At 66.4% G+C, this 15,869-nt stretch carries 23 protein-coding genes; 9 read left to right on the top strand and 14 right to left on the bottom strand.

Annotated elements, in window-relative coordinates; genetic code table 11:
- The first annotated feature begins 295 nt into the window (after positions 1–295).
- A complete protein-coding gene (gene dksA / locus RZN05_RS06425) occupies positions 296–763 on the top strand; it encodes an RNA polymerase-binding protein DksA (RefSeq protein ID WP_317225793.1) in 468 nt (155 codons plus the stop codon).
- Between the two features lie 106 nt (positions 764–869).
- Positions 870–1,250, top strand: a complete 381-nt coding sequence (locus RZN05_RS06420; RefSeq protein WP_317225792.1) for a PilZ domain-containing protein — start codon at positions 870–872, stop codon at positions 1,248–1,250.
- A gap of 99 nt (positions 1,251–1,349) precedes the next feature.
- Here the strand turns inward: RZN05_RS06420 and RZN05_RS06415 are convergent, their stop codons facing one another.
- Complete coding sequence (locus RZN05_RS06415) at positions 1,350–1,502, bottom strand: YdcH family protein (protein WP_317225790.1); 153 nt, start codon at positions 1,500–1,502, stop codon at positions 1,350–1,352.
- A gap of 149 nt (positions 1,503–1,651) precedes the next feature.
- Here RZN05_RS06415 and RZN05_RS06410 point away from each other — a divergent pair, with 149 nt between their 5' ends.
- Positions 1,652–1,849 carry a YdcH family protein gene (locus RZN05_RS06410; RefSeq protein ID WP_317225789.1) on the top strand — a complete coding sequence of 66 codons (198 nt, stop codon included), beginning with the start codon at positions 1,652–1,654 and terminating at the stop codon, positions 1,847–1,849.
- 59 nt (positions 1,850–1,908) lie between these two features.
- Complete coding sequence (locus tag RZN05_RS06405) at positions 1,909–2,385, top strand: DUF1465 family protein (RefSeq protein WP_317225788.1); 477 nt, start codon at positions 1,909–1,911, stop codon at positions 2,383–2,385.
- 45 nt (positions 2,386–2,430) lie between these two features.
- Here RZN05_RS06405 and RZN05_RS06400 read toward each other — a convergent pair whose 3' ends face one another.
- The 11 genes from RZN05_RS06400 to RZN05_RS06350 all read right to left on the bottom strand — a co-directional run bounded on the left by RZN05_RS06400 (position 2,431) and on the right by RZN05_RS06350 (position 10,069).
- A complete protein-coding gene (locus RZN05_RS06400) occupies positions 2,431–3,210 on the bottom strand; it encodes a phosphoadenylyl-sulfate reductase (RefSeq protein ID WP_317225787.1) in 780 nt (259 codons plus the stop codon).
- Positions 3,203–3,628 carry a DUF934 domain-containing protein gene (locus RZN05_RS06395; RefSeq protein WP_317225786.1) on the bottom strand — a complete coding sequence of 142 codons (426 nt, stop codon included), beginning with the start codon at positions 3,626–3,628 and terminating at the stop codon, positions 3,203–3,205. The genes RZN05_RS06400 and RZN05_RS06395 overlap by 8 nt, the downstream gene beginning before the upstream one ends.
- Entirely contained in the window at positions 3,625–4,029 is a 405-nt protein-coding gene (locus tag RZN05_RS06390; RefSeq protein ID WP_317225784.1) for a RidA family protein, read from the bottom strand. Before RZN05_RS06390 ends, RZN05_RS06395 begins: the two co-directional genes overlap by 4 nt.
- Entirely contained in the window at positions 4,022–5,653 is a 1,632-nt protein-coding gene (locus RZN05_RS06385) for a nitrite/sulfite reductase (RefSeq protein WP_317225783.1), read from the bottom strand. The genes RZN05_RS06390 and RZN05_RS06385 overlap by 8 nt, the downstream gene beginning before the upstream one ends.
- Before the next feature lie 121 nt (positions 5,654–5,774).
- The gene (locus RZN05_RS06380) at positions 5,775–6,071 is read right to left on the bottom strand and encodes a DUF2849 domain-containing protein (protein WP_317225782.1); all 297 of its coding nucleotides are present in this window, start codon (positions 6,069–6,071) and stop codon (positions 5,775–5,777) included.
- The gene (cobA, locus tag RZN05_RS06375; RefSeq protein WP_317225781.1) at positions 6,068–6,853 is read right to left on the bottom strand and encodes a uroporphyrinogen-III C-methyltransferase; all 786 of its coding nucleotides are present in this window, start codon (positions 6,851–6,853) and stop codon (positions 6,068–6,070) included. Before cobA ends, RZN05_RS06380 begins: the two co-directional genes overlap by 4 nt.
- A gap of 94 nt (positions 6,854–6,947) precedes the next feature.
- The gene (locus tag RZN05_RS06370) at positions 6,948–8,285 is read right to left on the bottom strand and encodes a glycoside hydrolase 5 family protein (protein WP_317225780.1); all 1,338 of its coding nucleotides are present in this window, start codon (positions 8,283–8,285) and stop codon (positions 6,948–6,950) included.
- A gap of 111 nt (positions 8,286–8,396) precedes the next feature.
- Positions 8,397–8,696: a TFIIB-type zinc ribbon-containing protein gene (locus RZN05_RS06365; protein ID WP_317225779.1), complete on the bottom strand. Its 300-nt coding sequence runs from the start codon at positions 8,694–8,696 to the stop codon at positions 8,397–8,399.
- A gap of 4 nt (positions 8,697–8,700) precedes the next feature.
- Entirely contained in the window at positions 8,701–9,336 is a 636-nt protein-coding gene (locus RZN05_RS06360) for a Bax inhibitor-1/YccA family protein (protein WP_317227575.1), read from the bottom strand.
- A gap of 91 nt (positions 9,337–9,427) precedes the next feature.
- Positions 9,428–9,643 carry a YdcH family protein gene (locus RZN05_RS06355; protein ID WP_317225778.1) on the bottom strand — a complete coding sequence of 72 codons (216 nt, stop codon included), beginning with the start codon at positions 9,641–9,643 and terminating at the stop codon, positions 9,428–9,430.
- Positions 9,644–9,868: 225 nt separating this feature from the next.
- The gene (locus tag RZN05_RS06350) at positions 9,869–10,069 is read right to left on the bottom strand and encodes a hypothetical protein (protein WP_077508492.1); all 201 of its coding nucleotides are present in this window, start codon (positions 10,067–10,069) and stop codon (positions 9,869–9,871) included.
- Positions 10,070–10,168: 99 nt separating this feature from the next.
- Between RZN05_RS06350 and RZN05_RS06345 the strand changes: the two genes are divergently transcribed.
- The 4 genes from RZN05_RS06345 to RZN05_RS06330 are packed head-to-tail and all read left to right on the top strand — an operon-like array spanning position 10,169 to position 11,974.
- A complete protein-coding gene (locus tag RZN05_RS06345) occupies positions 10,169–10,498 on the top strand; it encodes an ArsR/SmtB family transcription factor (protein WP_317225777.1) in 330 nt (109 codons plus the stop codon).
- Positions 10,495–10,965, top strand: coding sequence for an SRPBCC family protein (locus RZN05_RS06340; protein ID WP_317225776.1), 471 nt, complete (start codon positions 10,495–10,497; stop codon positions 10,963–10,965). The genes RZN05_RS06345 and RZN05_RS06340 overlap by 4 nt, the downstream gene beginning before the upstream one ends.
- Complete coding sequence (locus RZN05_RS06335) at positions 10,965–11,717, top strand: DUF899 domain-containing protein (RefSeq protein WP_317225775.1); 753 nt, start codon at positions 10,965–10,967, stop codon at positions 11,715–11,717. The genes RZN05_RS06340 and RZN05_RS06335 overlap by 1 nt, the downstream gene beginning before the upstream one ends.
- Positions 11,714–11,974, top strand: a complete 261-nt coding sequence (locus RZN05_RS06330; protein WP_317225774.1) for a hypothetical protein — start codon at positions 11,714–11,716, stop codon at positions 11,972–11,974. Before RZN05_RS06335 ends, RZN05_RS06330 begins: the two co-directional genes overlap by 4 nt.
- On the opposite strand, the gene astD is transcribed toward RZN05_RS06330, so the two are convergent.
- Positions 11,905–13,320 carry a succinylglutamate-semialdehyde dehydrogenase gene (astD, locus tag RZN05_RS06325; RefSeq protein WP_317225773.1) on the bottom strand — a complete coding sequence of 472 codons (1,416 nt, stop codon included), beginning with the start codon at positions 13,318–13,320 and terminating at the stop codon, positions 11,905–11,907. The genes RZN05_RS06330 and astD overlap by 70 nt on opposite strands.
- A gap of 290 nt (positions 13,321–13,610) precedes the next feature.
- The gene (locus tag RZN05_RS06320; RefSeq protein ID WP_317225772.1) at positions 13,611–14,963 is read right to left on the bottom strand and encodes a protein adenylyltransferase SelO family protein; all 1,353 of its coding nucleotides are present in this window, start codon (positions 14,961–14,963) and stop codon (positions 13,611–13,613) included.
- Positions 14,964–14,981: 18 nt separating this feature from the next.
- Here RZN05_RS06320 and RZN05_RS06315 point away from each other — a divergent pair, with 18 nt between their 5' ends.
- Positions 14,982–15,851, top strand: coding sequence for an alpha/beta fold hydrolase (locus RZN05_RS06315; protein WP_317225771.1), 870 nt, complete (start codon positions 14,982–14,984; stop codon positions 15,849–15,851).
- Positions 15,852–15,869 lie beyond the last annotated feature (18 nt).

The following is a 15,869-nucleotide window of genomic DNA, read 5'->3' as shown; positions in this document are numbered from 1 at the left end:
CCTTGTTCTTGGACTGTTTTTTGCGAGTCCCGCGCATAGCTTATGGTTAATGTGCGGTTTCGGAACGGTTCCGCGGGGCGCTGGAACGTTACTTGTTAACAATGATGGTTAACGCGGACCCCGGTTCGACTCGCGTTCAGCCCCGGCTAATTTCCCCCGCGTTACGGGAGATTAGTCAGTTCACCTGTCATAATAGCGCGCTTGTCTATGTGGTCGCGCGCAAGTATAGGGCGGGCGGGCAAAAGTCAGTCGTCCAGCGGCCTGGCCATTTGGGCGACCGGTGTGGAGAGTGGGGATGGCTACTGTTTTGGAACGGGCCGACGAACACGGGAAACAACTCCCGGCCGCGGCCAATGACGGCGACGACGGCTACCGGCCGCATAACGACGAACCTTTCATGAACCCTCGGCAGCAGGAATATTTCCGCGAGAAGCTGCTGGCCTGGAAGGACGCGATCTTCCGCGAGGCGGCGGGGACGCTCAACCAGCTCCAGACCGACTCGCTGCGCGAGGCCGATCTCACCGACCGCGCGTCGAGCGAGACCGACTGGTCGATCGAGCTGCGCACCCGTGATCGCCAGCGTAAGCTGATCGCCAAGATCGATGCGGCAATGCGCCGCATCGACGAAGGCGAATACGGGTATTGCGAAGTGACCGGCGAGCCGATCAGCCTGGGCCGGCTCGAGGCGCGGCCGATCGCGACGATGACCGTCGAGGCACAGGAGCGTCACGAGCGCAACGAGAAGGTCTCGCGCGAAGAATAGGGTATTCCGGGCCGCGATTTTTCGGTCGCGGCCCGGCCAAATTTACGCTTTCGTCAGGGATTCAGCTTAACACGACGCATATCAATTTTGCGTTCGGGCGACCCTGATGGACGACCAGTTTTCTACCGATTCCATGACCGCGCTGTCGGCCGATGACTTCACCGGCCAGCGTACCGGCTCGCGCGACAGCTTGCTGCTCACCGCGCAGTTCCGCGTCTCCGGCGACGACAAGGTCGCGCAGGTGCGCGTGCGCAATCTCTCCTCGGGCGGTCTGATGGCCGAATATGTCGGGCCGGTGCAGAGCGGCACCCCGGTGGAGATCGAAGTGCGCGGCGTGGGCTGGGTCAAGGGCCGCATCGCCTGGGCGACCGATGGCCGGGTCGGCGTGGCGTTCGATATCGAGATCGATCCGATGCTGGCGCGCAAGCCGGTCGGGAAGGGCGCGCAGAGCACGTCCTATACCAAGCCCAGCCTCACGCGGCGCTGAGCCGCCGTTCCGGCATCGCTGTTCAAATCGGTACGAGTAGTTTCGGAGAAGGTGCGGCATACACCGCACCTTTCCGACAAAAGCTGTGGATAGCCGCGGCTAGCGGCTTAGCTCCTCCTTGACGCGCAGCTTCTGCTTCTTCAATTGCGCTAGCAGTATCTGATCGGGAAGCGGCCGTTGGGATTCGGCTGCGATCCGCTGGTCCAGAGTAGAGTGCTTGGCGTTGAGTGCCGCGAAATGCGCGTTCTGCATGGAAGCATTCCTCCTTCGATAAGCGCCGGGGGAAAGCCAATAAATCACCTTTCGAGACGCTTGTCGCCCCCCGTATTTGCCGAATCGACAGGGTGCGGAAAACGCGCGATGGGCCGACTTCAGCTTTGTGCAGGCGTAAGGGGGCGGGAATGGAAGAGAGCGAGATCCAGCGGCAACTCGAGATGCTGCGGACCGAGCATCGCGATCTAGACACGGCGATCGACGCGCTGAGCCGCACGGGGGCGGCCGACCAGCTCCAGCTCGCCCGGCTCAAGCGACGCAAGCTGCGGCTGCGCGACGAGATCAGCCAGCTCGAAGATGCGCTCGTCCCCGACATCATCGCCTGAGCGCTCCCGCCGCGGGACGGCGACGCCGCAAGATTAAGCATTCAACTGGCGTGTCCGATATGGCACTTCTTTCGGGGATGACGGAGCAGATGCCCTCGGCGATCCATCGCAGACTGGTCGACTCGCTCTATGTCGAAGCGATGCTGCTGGCAGACGAGGCGCGCGGCTATTTCGACGTGGTCGGCCGTGCCGAGCGCGACTCGCTCGAGGCGCTGAGCCGAGTGACCTTCTCGTGCGAGTCGCTCAAGGTGACGACGCGGCTGATGCACATCATCGCCTGGCTGCTGACGCAGCGCGCGGTCGAGGCCGGCGAGCTTACTCCCGGCGATGCGCTATCTCCCGCGCGGCGGCTGGGCGAGGCGCCCGAGACCGAGCCGGCGACGCTCGACGCGATGCCTTCGCATGCGCGGACGATCATCGCGACAAGCATCGAGCTCCATCGCCGAGTCGCGCGACTCGATGCCTCGCTCGATGAGCCGGTGGCAGACGAAAGTCCGGCGCGGCGAATGCTGAATCGGCTCGCGGCTTCGTTCTGAGGGCCGACGAGCGTTTCCCTACAATTTGACGTCTAGGGGAAACGCCTAGAACACCGGCAAATCCGGGTCGCCGTCGTTTACTGGCGTGTGGATCCCGCACTCGGTCTTGTCCCAGCCGCGCCAGCGGCCGGCGCGCGGGTCCTCGCCTGGTTTGACCTTGCTGGTGCACGGCGCGCAGCCGATCGAGGGATAGCCCTGCGCGACCAGCGGATGGACGGGCAAATCGTGCGCGACGAAATAGGCGTCGAGATCGGCGCGGGTCCAGTCGGCGAGCGGATTGACCTTGAGCCGGCCCGATACGTCCGAGGTGTCGAGCTCGAAGCGGGGCAGGGCGTTGCGCGTCTTCGCCTGGAACGCTTTCCGCCCGGTGATCGTCGCGTCGAACCTGGCCAGCCCCTTGGCGAGCGGCACGACTTTCCGGATCTCGCAGCAGCCATCGGGGTCGAACGACCAGCGCAACTCGTTGGCGTCGCGCGCGGCGAGCACCTCCGGATCGGGCTGGAGGTTGCGGAAATCGGTGAGCCCAAGCCGCGCGACCAGCGCATCGCGATAGGCGAGCGTCTCGGGGAAATGCCGGCCGGTATCGAGGAACAGCACCGGCACCGACCGATCGACCGACGCGACCAGATGCAGCAGCGCCGCGGACTCGGCGCCGAACGACGACACGACAGCAAGATCGCCGACCATCTGCTCGCCGATTACGGTGCGCAGCATCTCGTCGGTCGAGCTGCCGCGGAACATATTGTTGAGGCGGATCGCGTCCTGCTCGGTGAAGCGTGGGGCGATATCCAGCCGGTCGATCTTCCGAACCGCCGCTTCAGCCATGACGCAGCTTCCACACCGGCACGGGGGCGTCGGCGGCCGCCTGATAGACATGGTCGTAGCGCGCGAGGCTCGCTTCGAGCACCGCAGTGTCGACCGGCGCCTCGGGCGCGAAACTGTCGAAGCCGCAGCGGCGCATCAGCGGGATCTGGTCGACCAGCACGTCGCCTTGCGCGCGCAGCTCGCCGGTATAGCCGGCCTCGCGCAGGATGCGGCCCGAGGAATAGCCTCGGCCGTCGCGGAATTTGGGGAAGCTGACTTCGACGAGCGCGAGACGATCGAGATAGGGGAGGAGGACGCGCGCATCCTCGCCGCTTTCGATGCGGACGGCAGTGGCGTTGGACTGGCCGAGGAAGCTGTCGAGTGTGACCGCCGGTTCCTCATGGGCCTCGTCGTCGCGGTAGCGGAGCAGTTCGGTCATGCGTCTGCGCCTCCCGGCAGTTTGGCGATCACCTTGATCTCGAAGGTGAAGCCTGCGAGCCAGGTGACACCCACCGCGGTGATGTTGGGAAAGGGCTTCTCGCCCCAATTGTGCTGAAGCACCGGCCACACCGTCTCGAAGATCGCGTCGGGATCGATCATGAAGAGGGTGACGTCGACGACGTCCGCGAAGCTGGCGCCGGCGGCCGCAAGGACGGCGTTCAGATTGTCGAAGGCGAGCTGGACCTGCGCGCCGAGATCGGGCTCGGGTGAGCCGTCCTCGCGCGCGCCGACCTGACCGGAGACGAACAGGAAGCCGTTGGACCGGATCGCGGGCGAATAGCGGTGGTGCTCGTAGAGCGCATGTGGCTTTGCCGGGAAGACGGCGTCACGCTTAGCCATAGATCGCCTCCTTGAATGGCTCCATGCCGATGCGGCGATAGGTGTCGAGGAAACGCTCGCCTTGTTCGCGGTTGGCGACATAGACGTCGGTGGCCTTTTCGATCGCATCGACGATGCCGTCCTCGGAGAAGCCGGGGCCGGTGATCTTGGCGAGGCTTACGTCCTCCGCCCCCGATCCGCCGAGCAGCAGCTGATAGTTCTCGGTGCCCTTACGGTCGACGCCGAGGATGCCGATATGCCCGGCATGGTGGTGGCCGCAGGCGTTGATGCAGCCGCTGATCTTGAGCTTCAATTCGCCCAGGTCGCGCTGGCGAATGGGATCGGCGAAGCGCGTCGCGATCTTCTGCGCGAGCGGGATCGAGCGGGCGTTGGCGAGGCTGCAGTAATCGAGCCCGGGGCAGGCGATGATGTCGCTGATCAGGTCGAGATTGGCCTCGGCCAGCCCGGCATCGCGGAGCTGCTGCCATATCACGTGCAAGTCGGCCTTGCGGACATGCGGCAGGACGATGTTCTGCGCGTGGGTGACGCGCAACTCGTCGAAGCTGTACGCCTTGGCGATATCGGCCATCAGGTCGATCTGGTCAGCGCTGGCGTCGCCGGGAATGCCGCCGATCGGCTTGAGGCTGATCGTGACGATCGCATGGCCGGGCGCCTTGTGCGCCGAGACGTTCTGGTCGAGCCAGACCGCGAAATCGGGGTCTGAGCGGTCGAGTTCGTCGCTCAGCCCGGTCTCGAACGGCGGCGGCGCGAAATGCGCGGCGATGCGGTCGAATTCGGCCTGCGGCGGATCGATGCCGAGCGCCTTGACCGCGGCGAATTCCTCCTCGACCTCGGCGGCATATTTCTCGGCGCCGAGTTCGTGGATCAGGATCTTGATCCGCGCCTTGTACATGTTGTCGCGCCGGCCGTAGCGATTGTAGACGCGCAGGCACGCTTCCATGTAGCTGACGAAGTCGGCGAAGGGCACGAAGTCCTTGATCAGCGGGGCGACCATCGGCGTGCGGCCCATCCCCCCGCCGACATAAACCGCGACGCCGAGCGCGCCGTCGCGCTCGACGATCTGCAGCCCGATATCGTGGAGGCGCATTGCGGCGCGGTCCTCGTCGGCAGCGATCACCGCGATCTTGAATTTCCGGGGCAGGTAACTGAATTCGGGGTGGAAGGTGCTCCATTGGCGGAGCAGTTCGGCCCAGGGGCGCGGATCGGTCAGCTCGTCGGCGGCGGCGCCGGCGAACTGGTCAGACGAGATGTTGCGGATGCAGTTCCCGCTGGTCTGGATCGCGTGCATCTCGACCGTGGCGAGTTCCGCCAGGATGTCTGGCGCATCGGCGAGCTTGATCCAATTGTATTGGAGGTTCTGCCGCGTGGTGAAATGGCCGTAGCCGCGATCGTACTTGCGGGCGATGTGCGCCAGCATATGCATCTGGCGGCTGTCGAGCGTGCCATAGGGCACCGCGACCCGCAGCATGTAGGCGTGGAGCTGCAGGTAAAGCCCGTTCATCAGTCGCAGCGGCTTGAACTGGTCCTCGGTCATCTGCCCGGCGAGCCGGCGGTTCACCTGGTCGCGGAACTCCTCGACGCGGCTGGCGACGATCGAGTGGTCATATTCGTCGTATTTGTACATCAGCGGAAATCCACAACCATTCGCCCTGAGCTTGTCGAAGGGCTGCTCTTCTGTTCTTTCTTGGACCCGCAAACAGGACGGCGCTTCGACAAGCTCAGCGCGAACTGGGAGAGGGGGGTATTCATATCACCCAGCTCCCCGCCTCGGGGTCGGCCGGCTTGAGCGTGAGATCCGGCCGCACCGTGGGGCCGAGCGCGCGGATGCGGTCCTTGATGTGCGCGGGGCGGGGGCCTTCGGGAGTGGCGGTGGCGTCGATCACGTAGGGGCCGTTGACGCGGCGCGCGCCTTCCTCGGCGTGGGCGATCGCCTCGCCCTGCTCGCCGACATCCTCGGCCTCCTCGACGTGGCGCGACCAGCCGGTGCCGGTCCACCAGGTGACGTCGCCGGTGGCGAGGTCGTTTCCGGTGAGCAGCTTCATGCCAGCGACTCCGCTGCCTTCGCCCAGGCGACAAGCTTGTCCTCGGCGTCCGAGAGGCGGACGACTTCGCCGACGACGATGATCGCGGGGCTCTTGACCTGTTCGCGCTCGACCAGGTCGCCCAGGTCGGCGAGCAAAGTGCGGATCGCGCGATGGCCCTCGAGCGTGGCGCGTTCGAGCACCGCGACGGGCATGTCCGGTGCGACCCCGTCGGCCATCAATTTGTCGGCGATCGCCGGGCAATTGGCGACGCCCATGTAGATCACCAGCGTGCGGCCCTTGCCGGCGAGGCCCGACCAGTCCTGGTCGCTGAGGCCCTTGCACTGTCCGGCGACGAAGCTGACCGCGCTCGACCAGTCGCGATGGGTGAGCGGCAGCATTGCCTCGGCGGCGGCGCCCAAGGCGGCCGAAACACCGGGAATGACTTCGACACGCAGGCCGGCGGCGCGAACCGCTTCGACTTCCTCGCCGCCGCGGCCGAAGATGAAAGGATCGCCGCCCTTCAATCGCACGACGATCGCGCCGGTCTTCACATGCGCGACGATCAGCGCGTTGATCGCGTCCTGCGGCAGCGTGTGGCGATTGCGCTGCTTCGCGACCGAGATGCGGTGCGCCTGGGGCGCGAGATCGAGCACGCGCGAGTCGACGAGGCCGTCATGGACGAGGACGTCGGCCTCGCGCAGCGCCTCGACGGCACGTACGGTGAGCAGGCCGGGGTCGCCGGGGCCGGCGCCGACGAGAATTACGCGGCCACGCGCGGAGGGGTCGAGCAGGGATGCCATGCTGCGGGAGATGGGCCTGCGCGGCGCGCGGGGCAATCGAAGGATGCTTGGGGTGGGCGTAGCGGAGCTTTTCTCCTCCCCGTGCCCGGGGGGATTATGCGATCGGCTCGCCCACGCTCGCCAGCGCCTGGGCGTGCGCCGCGATCACCTCGCTTGTGCTCGTATCGCTGTCGAACACGCCGTACCAGCCTTGCGGCTCGTGCGGCGGGTCGCCCAGCCACGCGGTGTCGCCCGACTGGAAACGATAGTCGCCATGCACGGCACGGCCGGCGCCGTTCCAGGCCCAGAAGTTCGAACCGACGATCGGCCCGCCAGTGCGCGCGCTGGTCAGTACCGCGTCGTAGATCTGCTGGTAATAGAGATCCTTAAAACGCGTGCTGGCCTTGGGATCGTAGCTGCCCCCGTCGCGCGGATAGCCGAATTCCTCGATCGCCAGCGGCTTGCCGAGGTCGCGGGCGAGCGTAGTGTGCTCGCGCAGATAGTCGGCGACCTTGGCCTTCGCGACGTCGTGCGTGCCGGGGATGTCCTTGGCATCCACCCAGCTCCAGTTGAGCGGCCAGATATGCGCTGTGAGGTAATCGATCTCGGGGACGTCGTGCGCCGCGCGGTAGATCTCGGCGCTGCCGACGCTGCCCATCGTGCCTTCGCTGCCGGTCGAGACTAGGTGGTTCGAGTCGAGCGACTTGACCAGCCGCGCGCTGTCCCGGATCCATTTGTTGTAGGCGCCGAGCAGCGGCGCGGCGGTCTCGGGCGCCCCGCCTGGGCGCGGCTCGTTGGCGAGCTGCCAGGCCATGATCGTCGGATCGTCGCGATAGGCGGTGCGCGTGATCGCGTTGGTCCGCCCGACGATTTTCCGGACCCAGGCGTGGTTGAGCGCGACTGCCCGGGCATTGGCGTAAAATTGCGCGGTGGCGTTGGGGAAAGCGGGCCAGGGGTGCGCCGGATCGCCGACGTCGATGAAGCTGCCGGTGACGTAATAGAGATACGTCATCATTCCCCCCGACCATTCCCAGAAATTGGTGAGGTAGAGCACAGCCTTCATGTTGCGCTTCGCCATCTCGGCGAGGGTGAAGTCGAGCCCGCCGAGCAGCGCAGGATCGGCCGATAGCGGGTTGGCGCCGTGGAAGGCGGGACTGACGGCGTTCCTGAGCGGCGATTCCTCGGCCGAGGCGGCGATCCGGAGGTTGGTGACCCCCATCGCGGCGAGCGTGTCGAGCTCGCGCCGCAAGCGGTCGCGATTGCCATAGGGCGCATCGGCGCCGAGCCAGGCGGCATACCAGAGGTTGGCGCCGGAGAAGCGATAGGGCCGGTCGCCGAGCATCAGCCGCGTGCCCTCGCGCCGGACGAAGGGGCTGGGGGCGGCTTTGGCGGGCAGCGCCAGCGTCGCCGCAAGCGCGGCCGAGCCGCCGATGAGCGTCCTGCGCGTGACCATGTCCTGCCCTCCCTTCGGGGCGCAAGGATAACGCCGGACGCCCGACAAAGAAAAGCCCGCCGCCGAGCGATCGGCGACGGGCAGGTTCGAACTGTTCGGGGGAAGGGGGACTTAATCGAACAGTTCTTCGAGGAAGGACTTCTTACGCTTGTGGCCGTACTGGCCCTTGTGCCCGCCCTGATAGTGCTGGCGGTCGTCATAGCGCGGGCGCTGGTCGGGCCAAGGTGCCGCCGGCTGCTGAGGCGGCGGTGCGGGCGCGGCCTGGACCGCACTGCGCTCGATGATTTTGTCGAGCTCGCCGCGATCGAGCCACACCCCGCGGCAGCTCGGGCAATGGTCGATCTCGATCCCCGATCGCTCCATCGGCACCAGCTTGGTGCCGTCGACGGGGCAAGTGAAGGTGCCGGTCATAGGATTACTCCCGTTCGCCCATCAGCCCCAGCAGCAGCTGGAACATGTTGATGAGGTTCAGATACAGCGACAGCGCGCCCATGATCGCGAGCTTCTCGACTGCCTGGCTGTTGGCGTAGGTGATGTACTCGCTCTTGAGCCGCTGCGTGTCCCAGGCGGTGAGGCCCGCGAACACGATCACGCCGATCACCGAAACCACCATCTGCAACAGGCTCGAGCCGAGCAGCAGATTGACCAGGCTCGCGCCGATGACGGCGATCAGGCCGATCATCAGGAAGCTGCCCATGCCGGTCAGGTCGCGATTGGTGGTGTAGCCCCACAGGCTCAGGCCCGCGAACATCGCCGACGCGGTGAAGAACGCCATCGCGATGCTGGTGCCGGTGAACACCAGGAAGATGCTCGCCATCGAAACGCCCATGATCGCGGCGAACGCGAAGAACGCGGTGCGGGCGCCGGCAACGGTCATGCGCTCGATGCGGAAGGTGAAGAAGAACACGAACGCCAGCGGCGCCAGCATCGCCACCCATTTGAGCGGGGTGCCGAAGATCAAGGCGACGAGCGCGGGGGTATTCGCCACCGCGAGCGCGACCAGGCCGGTAAGCGCCAGGCCGATGCCCATGTTGCGGTAGATGCCGAGCATGTGCCGGCGAAGGCCCTCGTCATAGCGGACCTGCGCGGCGGCGGCGGCGCTGCGATTGAAGGCGGAAAGATTGTCCACGTACGTGGTCTCCTTAGGCGTGACGTGCCCGGGCGATCGCGCCGCGGGCGATACGGCGCATCTCGGCCGCGTCGGGGAGGTGGCGGAACAGCCGGTCCTTGATCGCGAGCCGTTCCTTCTTGAGCTGGCTCAAGCGGAAGCGATCCGGCACGCGGCGCGAAAGCTCGCTGCGAATCTCGCGGTTAAGGGTGCGGTGCGCGGCGATCAGCCGCTCGATTACATTGTTCACATGCCACTCCATCGACAGTTTCTATCGATCGAGCCGTTTCGGTGAGGGGAGGTGGCGGACAGCCGCCAAACCTGCACCGAGCTAGCTCGATGCGGTCCGACATCACGGGGCTTCAGGTGATGAAGCCGCCGCCAGAGGGGCCCGGTCCCGCAGAGATGAATCTAGGGCGAGGCCGGTCACGATTCAATGCCCGGGGAGGGTTAAGGCTGTAAGGAAGTGTTGCCGCTATTTCTTGGGCGTCACCCACACCGACACCGGCACCACGACCTTGCCGGGCGCGGGCTTGCCGACATCGACGCGATCGGCGGTGACGAGCTCGCCGCTCTCCAGCGTGAACGAGGCCCAGGGCTTGGGCATGCGACCGAAGGTCAGCTTCTGGATCGGCTGACCGGTGGTGGAATTCATGATCGTGGCGACAACAGGCATGCCGCGCCGATAGCGAGCCGCGGGAGGTGCTGTCCAGCCAAACAGGCGTGAATTCACATTAGCATTGACTAATGCATTAGCAATTGCTAATTGATTCGCATGCTCCAGACCCAGCCCATCGACACCGTGATGCGCGCGCTTGCCGACCCCACGCGACGCGCGGTGTTCGATCGGATCGCCCGCACGCGCGAGATCAACGTTGCCGATCTGACCCGCGCCAGCGGGGTTACCCAGGGCGCGGTTTCGCAGCACCTCAAGTCGCTCAAGCAGGCCGGGCTGGTCGCCGAGCGGCCCGAGGGGCGGAAGGTCTATTATCGTGCCCGGCCCGAGGGACTGGCGCCGCTGTTCGACTGGCTCGGCCATTACGAGACTTTCTGGCGCGATCGGCTCGACGCGCTGCGAACGCTTCTGGAGGAGATCGATTCGTGAACGACACCCTGTTGCAGGCTCGCGCCGGCGAGATCGTGCTCGACCAGGTTTTCCCGCACGCGCCTGACAAGGTGTGGCGGACGATCACCTCGGGCGCGCTGATCGGGCGCTGGCTGGGAATGACGCCGAGCGATTTCTCGCCCGTACCCGGCAGCTGCTTCACCTACCAGACCTCGTCGGCGGGCGAATGGGACGGATCGATCGAGTGCGAGGTGCTAGAGGCCGAGCCCAACCGGCGCTTCGCCTATTCGTGGAAGGGCGGGCACGAGGGCAATGCGGGTTATGGCTCGCCGCTCGACACGGTCGTCACCTTCACGCTTGAACCGGTCGAGGGCGGAACCCGGCTCACCCTGGTCCATTCGGGCTTCCACCTGCCGCGCAACGAGACCGCCTATCGCAACATGCAGGGCGGCTGGACCAAGATCCTGCCGCGCATCGGCGATGTCACCGGTGAGGAGGCACGCTGATGCCCGAGCTGCCTGAAAGCCACCCGTCGATCGTGTCGCCCGAGGCGTGGGAGGCGGCCCGCACCGCGCTGCTGGTCAAGGAGAAGGCGCATACACGCGCGCGCGACGCGCTGGCCGCCGAGCGGCGGCGGATGCCGTGGATGGCGGTCGACAAGGACTATCACTTCGAGGGGCCGAACGGACCGCTGCGCCTGATCGACCTCTTCGCCGGCCGCCGCCAGTTGATCGTCTATCGCGCCTTCTTCGAGCCCGGCGTCCACGGTTGGCCCGAACATGGCTGCCGCGGCTGCTCGCTCGGCGCCGACCAGGTCTCGCACCTCGCGCACCTCCACGCGCGCGACACCAGCCTAGTCTACGCCTCGCGCGCGCCGCAGCCCGATATCGCGCGGCTTAAGGCGCGGATGGGCTGGGACATGCCCTGGATTACGATCACCGACGATTTCGACAAGGATTTCGGGGTCGACGAGTGGCACGGGCACAACGTCTTCCTCCGTGACGGCGACCGCATCTACCGCACCTATTTCATCAATAATCGCGGCGACGAGGCGATGGGGACGGTGTGGAGCTATCTCGACCTGACTGCGCTCGGCCGGCAGGAGCTGTGGGAGGACTCGCCCGAAGGCTATCCGCAGACGCCGACCTACAAATGGTGGAACTGGCACGACAATTACGACGCCGAGCCGACTCCCGATCCCAAATGGGTCGAGGTGTCGGATGCCGGCGAGGCGGCGTTCCGCAACGCCGAGAAATGACGCTTGCGCACCGCGTCGCCGACGGGCTGGCGCTCGCGGCGACGCCGGGATTCGCGGTGATGGCGCTGCTCGGCACGCAGGGCGGCACGGTCGAGCGGCTGTGCGGCGGTTCGCCGTGGAGCGGGATGGTGCCGATGTACCTGCTAATGAGCCTGGCCCATGCCGGTCCGTGGCTGCGGCGCTGGCCTCAGGCGTCGCGCAGCCCCAGCCCGATCGAGGCGCGCGCCTGCTCGGATTCCGACGAAACCACCGGATAGGCGCAGTAATCCGCGGCGTAATAAGCGCTCGGGCGGTGGTTGCCGGACCAGCCGACCCCGCCAAAGGGAGCCGCGGACGACGCGCCGTTGGTCGGGCGGTTCCAGTTGACGATGCCGGCGCGGATGTTCGCCCAGAACTGGTCGTAAAGCCGCGGGTTCTGGCTGACCAGCGACGCCGACAGTCCGTAGCGCGTGTCGTTGGCCTCGGCGATCGCTTCCTCGAAGGTCGCTTTCCGATAGACCTGGAGCACCGGCCCGAACAGTTCGACATCGGGCTTGTCGTTGGCCTGGGTCATGTCGATCATGCCCGGGGTGATGAACGGGCGACCCTCGATCGGGCGCTCCATGTGCCGCAGCGGGCGGCCGCCCATCGTCGAGAGCGCGAGGAAGCTCTCGGTCAGCATGTCGGCGGTGTCGTTGTCGATCACCGGGCCCATGAATGGCGCGGGATCGTCGTGCGGTTCGCCGATGATCAGCCGGCCGATCAGCTTGTTCACTTCCTCCATCAGCGGATCGAAGAGGTTCTGGTCGACGATCAGCCGGCGCGCGGCGGTGCAGCGCTGGCCCGCGGTGGTGAAGGCCGACTGGATGACGAGGACGGCGGCCGAATAGAGATCGGGGGTGTCCCAGACGACGATCGGGTTGTTGCCGCCCATTTCGAGTGCGAGGATCTTTTCGGGCCGGGTGGCGAACTGGCGGTTGAGCGCGATGCCGGTGTTGGCCGATCCGGTGAACAGCAGGCCATCGATGTCCGGATGGCCGGCGAGCGCCTTGCCCTCGTCCGGGCCACCGACCAGCAGGCGGATACAGCCTTCGGGGATGCCCGCGGCGTGGAAGCAGTCGACGAGGAACGCGCCGCTCGCAGGGGTCTTCTCCGAGGGCTTGAACACTACGGCGTTGCCCGCGAGCAGCGCGGGAACGATATGGCCGTTGGGCAGATGCGCGGGGAAATTATACGGCCCGAGCACCGCGAGCACGCCGTGCGGCTTGTGGCGCAGCGCGAGCCGCGTGTTCATCGGCGCTTCGATCCGGCGCTGGCCGGTGCGCTCCGAATAGGCGGTGACCGAGATGTCGACCTTGCCGATCACGGTCTCGACTTCGGTGCGCGCTTCCCAGAGCGGCTTGCCGGTCTCGCGGGCGAGCAGGTCGGTGAAGGCATCGGCCTTTTGCCGCACGACATTGGCGAAGCGGCGCAGCGCCTCGATTCTGTAGGCCAGCGGACGCGCGGCCCATTCGGCCCAGCTGCGGCGTGCGTGCGCGACTTCGACGTCGGCATCGCCGATCTTCTGACGCCAGAGCACGGCGCCCGTCGCCGGCTCGGTCGAGATGATTTCCGTTCCCGGCATTGGGTGTGTTTGAATCCCCGGAAGAATGTGGTCGCTCTTGCCCGAAATGGGGAAGGCTTGCCAACCCCCACGCCGAATCGACGTGCAGCCAAACAACTCCCCTCCCTGCTTGCAGGGAGGGGTTGGGGGTGGGTGCGCGCGTCTGCGCGCCCAAAAAGAATCTCCGCCGTTTCGGCAAAACAGCCTCGGTTTCGGCAAAACAGCCTCGGCCGAGGCATCGAGCCTCGCCCGAGGTTACACCCGCACCTAACCCCTCCCTGAAAGGGAGGGGAAGCTGAATGGAACGCGGCTTAGGCCAGCGCCTCGCCCATCCGGCGGATCGCGGCGACTTTAGCCTCCAGATGGGTCCAGACATCGGCATGGGCGATCGCTGCCCAGATCGCCTCTACTTCGTCGATCAGCATCGAGCACGGTGCGGCATCCGACCAATAGGGATGGTCGCGGGCCTTGCGCGGGGTATAGCCGGCGAGGCGCGCGCGCAGATCGGCGAACGGTTCGCCATAGCTGGCCGGCAGCTTTCCACCGAAAGCATCGAAGAAGAAGCGGTCGATCGGCGCCCCGGTCTCGACCAACACGCGCTCGATCGCGCCGACCAGCCCGCGGTCGTGCTCAGGCCCGAGCGGCACGACGCCCAGCCGCCACAGCATCGCGCTTGCGACTTCCTGCTGGAAGGTCTCGGGGAAGCCCTTCATCGCCTCGATCAGCGGGTCCTCCTCGGCGATCAGGCGGAGCGAGCTGGCGAGCTGCATCACATCCCAATAGATCGCCTCGGGCTGGCGGCCGAAGGCATAGAGGCCCTGCTGGTCGAAATAGGCGGCGGTGAAGCCGGGATCCCAGCTCGGGGCGAAGCGCCACGGTCCGTAATCGAAGCTCTCGCCGGTGACGTTGATATTGTCGCTGTTGAGCACGCCGTGGACGAAGCCCGCCGCCATGAACCGCGCCGCCATCCGCGCCGTCCGTGACGCGACATGGCCGAGCAGCCGCTGGGGCGCGTCGTCGCCGGCCTCCTCGCCATAATAGTGACGCAGGACATAGCCGGTGAGCTTCCGGAGATTGTCGAGATCCTGCGCATAAGCGAGCCGCTGGAAGGTGCCGATGCGGATATGGCCGTGGCTCAGCCGGACGAGCACCGCCGAGCGGGTGGGGGAGGGCTCGTCGCCGCGATGAAGCTCCTCGCCGGTCTCGATCAGCGAGAAGGTCCGCGATGTCTCGACCCCCAGCGCTTCGAGCATCTCGGTGGCGAGGATCTCGCGGACGCCGCCCTTCAAGGTGAGCCGGCCGTCGCCGAAGCGGCTCCAGGGGGTCTGGCCCGATCCCTTGGTGCCGAGGTCCATCAGCCGCCCCCGGTCGTCGGTCATCTGCGCGAACAGGAAGCCGCGGCCGTCGCCGATCTCGGGATTGTACACGCGGAACTGGTGGCCGTGATAGCGCAGCGCCAGCGGCTGCTGGAGACCGCCAGGCAGCGGCTTGAACCGGCCGAAATGCGCGATCCACTGATCGTCGCTCAGCCCCGCCAACCCGACCTCCGCCGCGGCGCGATCGTTGCGGAAGCGCAGCCGGGTCTCGGGGAATCCGGCCGCGTGGACCGGATCGTAGAAGGCGTCGCCCAGTTCGAGGATCGCCTGTTGCGGAGTTAGGGCCATGCGGCGATATGGGGAGCAATGGGCGAGCGGCGCAACTACAGCGATGGCTATTGGTGGTCGAAAGACGGCCTGCGCCTGCATTATCGTGAGTATCCCGGCGCCGACGACGTCCCGCCGGTGCTGTGCTTTCCTGGCCTAACTCGCAATGCGCGCGACTATGAAAGCCTGGCGACGCGGCTGTCGGGGGAACGGCGCGTCGTGCTGGTCGAGTTCCGCGGGCGCGGCGAGAGTGCTTTTGCCAAGGATCCGATGTCCTATGTCCCGCTGACCTATCTGCAGGATATCGAGGCGCTGCTGGACGAGCTTGCGATCAAGCGCTTCGTTGCGGTGGGGACGTCGCTCGGCGGGATCGTGACGATGCTGCTCGCCGCGACCGACGGCGCCAAGCTGGCGGGCGCGGTGCTGAACGATGTCGGCCCCCAGCTCGAAGCCGCCGGGCTGGCGCGGATCCGCACCTATGTCGGCAAGGCCGTCTGGCACCCGACCTGGATGCACGCCGCCCGCGCCGTCGCCGAAGGTAACGCCGATGTTTACCCCGACTACACCATCGAAGACTGGCTGCGCATGGCCAAGCGGCTGTACCGGGTGAACAGCTCGGGGCGGATCGTACTCGATTACGACATGAAGATCGCCGAGCCCTTCCGCGTGCCGGGCAACGAGGCCGGGCCGGACATGTGGCCGACGATCGATGCGCTCAAGGCCAAGCCGGTGCTGGTGGTGCGCGGCGAGCGATCGGACATATTGAGTGCCGTCACGGCGGAGAAGATGCTGGCGCGGCTGCCGCAGGGCGAGCTGGTAACGGTCAAGGACGTGGGGCACGCGCCGACGCTCGACGAGCCCGAGGTGGTTGCGGCGATCGAGCGGCTGTTGGCGAAGGCAGCGACTTAGCCGTCACGTTAGGCCGGG

The organism is Sphingomonas sp. HF-S4, assembly GCF_032911445.1.
Lineage (GTDB): Bacteria > Pseudomonadota > Alphaproteobacteria > Sphingomonadales > Sphingomonadaceae > Sphingomonas > Sphingomonas agrestis.
Note: the sequence above shows the minus strand (reverse complement) of the source record. Positions and strands in the feature narration are given on the sequence as shown.

What these genes read in the sequence shown, in the direction of transcription:
- RZN05_RS06385 (WP_317225783.1), bottom strand. Translation starts at nt 5,653, where the DNA reads ATGTACAAATACGACGAATATGACCACTCGATCGTCGCCAGCCGCGTC.
- RZN05_RS06315 (WP_317225771.1), top strand. Translation starts at nt 14,982, where the DNA reads ATGGGCGAGCGGCGCAACTACAGCGATGGCTATTGGTGGTCGAAAGAC.
- RZN05_RS06330 (WP_317225774.1), top strand. Translation starts at nt 11,714, where the DNA reads ATGACGCTTGCGCACCGCGTCGCCGACGGGCTGGCGCTCGCGGCGACG.
- RZN05_RS06365 (WP_317225779.1), bottom strand. Translation starts at nt 8,696, where the DNA reads ATGACCGGCACCTTCACTTGCCCCGTCGACGGCACCAAGCTGGTGCCG.
- cobA (WP_317225781.1), bottom strand. Translation starts at nt 6,853, where the DNA reads ATGGCATCCCTGCTCGACCCCTCCGCGCGTGGCCGCGTAATTCTCGTC.
- RZN05_RS06420 (WP_317225792.1), top strand. Translation starts at nt 870, where the DNA reads ATGGACGACCAGTTTTCTACCGATTCCATGACCGCGCTGTCGGCCGAT.
- RZN05_RS06390 (WP_317225784.1), bottom strand. Translation starts at nt 4,029, where the DNA reads ATGGCTAAGCGTGACGCCGTCTTCCCGGCAAAGCCACATGCGCTCTAC.
- astD (WP_317225773.1), bottom strand. Translation starts at nt 13,320, where the DNA reads ATGCCGGGAACGGAAATCATCTCGACCGAGCCGGCGACGGGCGCCGTG.
- RZN05_RS06345 (WP_317225777.1), top strand. Translation starts at nt 10,169, where the DNA reads ATGCTCCAGACCCAGCCCATCGACACCGTGATGCGCGCGCTTGCCGAC.
- RZN05_RS06370 (WP_317225780.1), bottom strand. Translation starts at nt 8,285, where the DNA reads ATGGTCACGCGCAGGACGCTCATCGGCGGCTCGGCCGCGCTTGCGGCG.
- RZN05_RS06405 (WP_317225788.1), top strand. Translation starts at nt 1,909, where the DNA reads ATGGCACTTCTTTCGGGGATGACGGAGCAGATGCCCTCGGCGATCCAT.
- RZN05_RS06410 (WP_317225789.1), top strand. Translation starts at nt 1,652, where the DNA reads ATGGAAGAGAGCGAGATCCAGCGGCAACTCGAGATGCTGCGGACCGAG.
- dksA (WP_317225793.1), top strand. Translation starts at nt 296, where the DNA reads ATGGCTACTGTTTTGGAACGGGCCGACGAACACGGGAAACAACTCCCG.
- RZN05_RS06400 (WP_317225787.1), bottom strand. Translation starts at nt 3,210, where the DNA reads ATGGCTGAAGCGGCGGTTCGGAAGATCGACCGGCTGGATATCGCCCCA.
- RZN05_RS06350 (WP_077508492.1), bottom strand. Translation starts at nt 10,069, where the DNA reads ATGCCTGTTGTCGCCACGATCATGAATTCCACCACCGGTCAGCCGATC.
- RZN05_RS06360 (WP_317227575.1), bottom strand. Translation starts at nt 9,336, where the DNA reads ATGCTCGGCATCTACCGCAACATGGGCATCGGCCTGGCGCTTACCGGC.
- RZN05_RS06380 (WP_317225782.1), bottom strand. Translation starts at nt 6,071, where the DNA reads ATGAAGCTGCTCACCGGAAACGACCTCGCCACCGGCGACGTCACCTGG.
- RZN05_RS06395 (WP_317225786.1), bottom strand. Translation starts at nt 3,628, where the DNA reads ATGACCGAACTGCTCCGCTACCGCGACGACGAGGCCCATGAGGAACCG.
- RZN05_RS06415 (WP_317225790.1), bottom strand. Translation starts at nt 1,502, where the DNA reads ATGCAGAACGCGCATTTCGCGGCACTCAACGCCAAGCACTCTACTCTG.
- RZN05_RS06320 (WP_317225772.1), bottom strand. Translation starts at nt 14,963, where the DNA reads ATGGCCCTAACTCCGCAACAGGCGATCCTCGAACTGGGCGACGCCTTC.
- RZN05_RS06335 (WP_317225775.1), top strand. Translation starts at nt 10,965, where the DNA reads ATGCCCGAGCTGCCTGAAAGCCACCCGTCGATCGTGTCGCCCGAGGCG.